5 protein-coding genes are annotated in these 4,197 nt (G+C 69.4%); all 5 read left to right on the top strand.

Annotated elements, in window-relative coordinates:
- Positions 1–24: 24 nt before the first annotated feature.
- The 5 genes from Q4I23_RS30945 to Q4I23_RS30925 all read left to right on the top strand — a co-directional run bounded on the left by Q4I23_RS30945 (position 25) and on the right by Q4I23_RS30925 (position 4,154).
- Positions 25–813, top strand: coding sequence for a maleate cis-trans isomerase family protein (locus tag Q4I23_RS30945; protein ID WP_498528758.1), 789 nt, complete (start codon positions 25–27; stop codon positions 811–813).
- A gap of 11 nt (positions 814–824) precedes the next feature.
- Positions 825–1,634 carry an alpha/beta fold hydrolase gene (locus tag Q4I23_RS30940; protein WP_498528757.1) on the top strand — a complete coding sequence of 270 codons (810 nt, stop codon included), beginning with the start codon at positions 825–827 and terminating at the stop codon, positions 1,632–1,634.
- A 27-nt stretch (positions 1,635–1,661) separates the two neighbouring features.
- Positions 1,662–2,708, top strand: coding sequence for a 2,5-dihydroxypyridine 5,6-dioxygenase NicX family protein (locus Q4I23_RS30935; protein WP_498528756.1), 1,047 nt, complete (start codon positions 1,662–1,664; stop codon positions 2,706–2,708).
- Positions 2,705–3,319, top strand: coding sequence for an isochorismatase family protein (locus Q4I23_RS30930; protein WP_145690990.1), 615 nt, complete (start codon positions 2,705–2,707; stop codon positions 3,317–3,319). The genes Q4I23_RS30935 and Q4I23_RS30930 overlap by 4 nt, the downstream gene beginning before the upstream one ends.
- 91 nt (positions 3,320–3,410) lie before the next feature.
- Positions 3,411–4,154 carry a TetR/AcrR family transcriptional regulator gene (locus tag Q4I23_RS30925; protein WP_454020784.1) on the top strand — a complete coding sequence of 248 codons (744 nt, stop codon included), beginning with the start codon at positions 3,411–3,413 and terminating at the stop codon, positions 4,152–4,154.
- Positions 4,155–4,197: the final 43 nt, after the last annotated feature.

The following is a 4,197-nucleotide window of genomic DNA, read 5'->3' as shown; positions in this document are numbered from 1 at the left end:
GCGTATAATCGTCGGCAGCGTCAGATGTGTATAAGAGACAGTCCCCAAGGACCGACCATGACCAACAAGACCTACCGCATCGGCCAGATCGTCCCCTCCTCCAACACGACCATGGAGACGGAAATCCCGGCGATGCTGACCGCCCACGCGCTGGCGCACGGCACCCGCTTCACCTTCCATTCCAGCCGCATGCGCATGAAGACGGTGAAGAAGGAGGAACTCGCCGCCATGGACGCCGAGTCCGACCGCTGCGCGCTGGAGCTGTCGGACGCCCGCGTAGACGTGCTGGGCTACGCCTGCCTCGTCGCCATCATGAGCATGGGCAAGGGCTACCACCGCGTCTCGCAGGAGCGGCTGCACGGGCGCACCGTGGAGAATGGCGGGGCCGCCCCGGTCATCACCAGCGCGGGCGCGCTCGTCGACGGGCTGCATGTGCTGGGCGCCAAGCGCATCGCCCTGGTCGCCCCCTACATGAAGCCGCTGGCCCAGCTCGTCGTCGATTACATCGAGCATGAGGGCGTGCAGGTCGCCGACTGGCAGGCGCTGGAGATCCCCGACAATCTGGAGGTCGGGCGTCACGACCCGTCCCGCCTGCCGGGGATCGTCGCCGGCATGGACACCGCCGGGGTGGACGCCGTCGTGCTGTCGGCCTGCGTCCAGATGCCGTCGCTGCCCGCCATCGCGCAGGTCGAGGCGATGACCGGCAAGCCGGTGCTGAGCGCCGCCGTCGCCACCACCTACGCCAAGCTGAAGGCATTGGGCCTGCCGACGCGCGTTCCGGGGGCCGGCGCCCTGCTCTCCGGCGCCTATTGACGGGGGATGCCATGACCAGCAGCACCTATCGCTACGGCGCGAACGTCCGCGCCAACGGCATCCGCCAGCATTACCTGCGCTACGGCGGCCAAGGGCGTCCCGTGGTGATCGTTCCGGGCATCACCAGCCCCGCCGTCACCTGGGGCTTCGTGGCGGAGCGCTTCGGGCGCAACTTTGACACCTACGTGCTCGACGTGCGCGGGCGCGGCCTGTCGGAGGCGTCGGACGCGCTCGACTACGGGCTGGACGCCATGGCCGCCGACGTGACGGCCTTCGCCGAGGCGCTGGGCCTGCGCGACTACGCGCTGGTCGGCCACTCCATGGGCGCGCGCATCGGCCTGCGCGCGGTCAGCCGCCATGGCGCCGCCCCGGCGCGGCTGGTCATGGTCGATCCGCCGGTCTCCGGGCCGGGCCGCCGCCCCTACCCGGCGCAGCTTCCCTGGTACGTGGATTCCATCCGCCTGATGCGCGAGGGTGCCGACCTGGAGGCCATGCGGCCCTTCTGCCCGACCTGGACGGACGAACAGCTCCGCCTGCGCGCCGAATGGCTGCACACCTGCGACGAGCGGGCCATCGTCACCGCCTTCAACGACTTCCAGACCGACGACATCCACGCCGACTTCCCGCGCATCCCCTGTCCGGCCCTGCTGATCGCCGCCGGGCGCGGCGACGTGATCCGGCCGGAGGAGGAGGCGGAAATCCGCAAGCTCCAGCCCGAGCTGGCCGTCACCCGCGTCGAGGGGGCCGGCCACATGATCCCGTGGGACGACGAAGAGGGCTTCTACCGCGCCTTCGGCACGTTCCTCGGCACCGCCGTCTGACCGCCCATCCGGAAAGGGACACGCATCATGCCCGTCAGTGACGCCGATATGGTCCGCGCCTGGACCCATGTTCTGACCCTGTCGAAGCTGAAGCCGCAGGAGGTGGTCACCGTCCTGACCAGCGACGGCACCCACCCGCAAACCCTGCGCACCGCCCTGATCGCCGCCTCCACCCTGGGGGCGCGGGTCAACCGGCTGGACCTGCCGCCGGTGAACGCGGAGCACGCCCACAGCCGCGACAGCCTCGCCTATCTCGGCACCACCCCGCTGACCGGAAACCGCGCCGCCATGGCCGCGCTGAAGGAAAGCGATCTGGTGCTGGACCTGATGACCCTCCTCTTCTCGCCGGAGCAGATGGAGATCCTGGAGAGCGGCACCAAGATCCTGCTGGCCGTCGAACCGCCGGAGGTGCTGGTCCGCCTGCTGCCCAGCCTGGAGGACAAGGCAACCGTCGGCGAGGCGACCGCGCTGCTGAAGGCGGCGAAGGAGATGCACGTCACCTCGCGCGCCGGCACCGACCTGCGCCTGCCCATCGGCGAGTTCCCGACGGTGCAGGAATACGGCTTCGTCGACGAGCCGGGGCGCTGGGACCATTGGCCGAGCGGCTTCGGCTTCACCTTCCCCAACGAGGGGCAGGCGAGCGGGCGGATCGTGCTCGACAAGGGCGACATCCTCCTGCCGATGAAGTCCTACCTGACCTCGCAGATCGAGATGACGGTGGAGAAGGGCTACGTCACCGCCATCACCGGCGGTTTGGACGCCGATCTTCTGAACGACTACATGGACGCCTTCGCCGACCCGGAGGCCTACGCCATCTCCCACATCGGCTGGGGCACGCAGACGCGGGCGCGCTGGTCGACGCTCGGCCTCTACGACCGCGAGCAGACGCTGGGCATGGACGCGCGGGCCTTCGCCGGGAACTTCCTCTTCTCGCTCGGCCCCAACAACGAGGCGGGCGGGTCGCGCACCACCGCCTGCCACATCGACATCCCCATGCGGAACTGCACGGTCAGCCTGGACGGGCGCGAGGTCGTCCGCGAGGGCAAGCTGCTCGCCGGAAAGGAACTGGCATGAGTGTTTCGGAACAGGCCGTCTACGAGCGGCAGGGCTTCGGCCGGTCGCTGGGCATCCAGGGCCAGATCGGTTTGCTGATCGTCGATTTCGTCAACGGCTTCGCCGACCCGGCGGTGTTCGGCGGCGGCAACATCGCGCCGGCCATCGCCCGCACGGCGCAGGTGCTGGAGAAGGCCCGGAATCGCGGCTGGTTCGTCGCCCACAGCCGGATCGTTTACGCCGACGACGGATCGGACGGGAACGTCTTCTCCATCAAGGTGCCGGGCATGCAGACCCTGACCGAGCACGCCGCCATCAGCGCCATCGTGCCGGAGCTGACCCCGGTGCCGGGGGAGCTGGTGGTGCGCAAGACGGTTCCCTCGGCCTTTTTCGGGACCGGGCTGGCGCCGTGGTTGACACAGCGCGGCGTCGAGACTCTCTTGATCGCCGGAGCGACGACGAGCGGCTGCGTGCGGGCCAGCGTGGTGGACGCCATGTGCCACGGCTTCCGCCCGGTCGTCATGGCCGATTGCGTGGGCGACCGCGCCCTGGCGCCGCACGAGGCCAACCTGTTCGACATCGGCCAGAAATACGGCGACGTGGTTCCGGCGGAGCGCATTCTCGCCTTGTGAGACGCGGTCAGGGTTGAAAAGAGGATCAGGCGTTGCACCATGTTAGACTTTCCATCCGAAGAGTGCCGCCGGGAGTGAGATGAGCCGACCGATGAGCAAAGTCCAGGACAGCGCGCCCGTCGCCGACACCGCGCCGGAAAGCGGACCGGCGCGGGGCCGCCCCGCGCGCGGCCGCCGGGCCGGGCCGGGCCGTCCGGAGGGCACCAGCAACGTGCGCGACCAGATCCTGGACGCGGCGGAGCTGGAGTTCGCCAACCTCGGCTACGCCGGCACCAGCCTGCGCAACGTCGCCGACCGGGCCGAGGTGACCCAGGCCCTCATCAGCTACTATTTCGGGTCCAAGCACGGGCTGTTCGAGGAGGTCTTCCTGCGCCGCGGCCGGAAGATCGCCGACGAGCGCATGGAGCGGCTGGAGGCGCTGCGCCGCGGCCCCGCGCCGCCGCCGGTGCGCGACATCGTCTACGCCTTCCTGATGCCGGCGCTGGCCATGCGCGAGACGGAGGGGGGCCGCACCTTCATGCGGCTCCAGGCCCGGCTGCACACCGAACCGCCGGAGATTTCCTACAAGCTGCGCAACGAGGCCTACGACGCCTCGACCCGCATCTTCGCCGCCGCGCTGAAGGAAGCGTTGCCGCATTTGTCGGAGCGGGACGTCTACTGGCGGATGACGCTGATGATCGGCGCCTATCTCTACGCCTTCTCCGACACCCACCGTCTGGAGGAGCTGGCGCCGGGCATCTGCAACCCCGGCGACCCGGACGAGATCATCACGGAAATCAGCAGCTTCGTCAGCGCCGGCATGCTGGCCCCGGTGCCGGACCCCGTGCGGGGGTAGGGGCTGTCTCTTATACACATCTCCGAGCCCACGAGACTATAAC

This window comes from Azospirillum sp. UFLA03-27, from assembly GCF_059803775.1.
This window is presented reverse-complemented; position numbering and strand designations above follow the sequence as displayed.

Bases quoted from the DNA above. Each gene is read 5' to 3' on its own strand.
- Q4I23_RS30945 (WP_498528758.1), top strand. From the start codon at position 25: ATGTGTATAAGAGACAGTCCCCAAGGACCGACCATGACCAACAAGACC.
- Q4I23_RS30940 (WP_498528757.1), top strand. From the start codon at position 825: ATGACCAGCAGCACCTATCGCTACGGCGCGAACGTCCGCGCCAACGGC.
- Q4I23_RS30935 (WP_498528756.1), top strand. From the start codon at position 1,662: ATGCCCGTCAGTGACGCCGATATGGTCCGCGCCTGGACCCATGTTCTG.
- Q4I23_RS30930 (WP_145690990.1), top strand. From the start codon at position 2,705: ATGAGTGTTTCGGAACAGGCCGTCTACGAGCGGCAGGGCTTCGGCCGG.
- Q4I23_RS30925 (WP_454020784.1), top strand. From the start codon at position 3,411: ATGAGCAAAGTCCAGGACAGCGCGCCCGTCGCCGACACCGCGCCGGAA.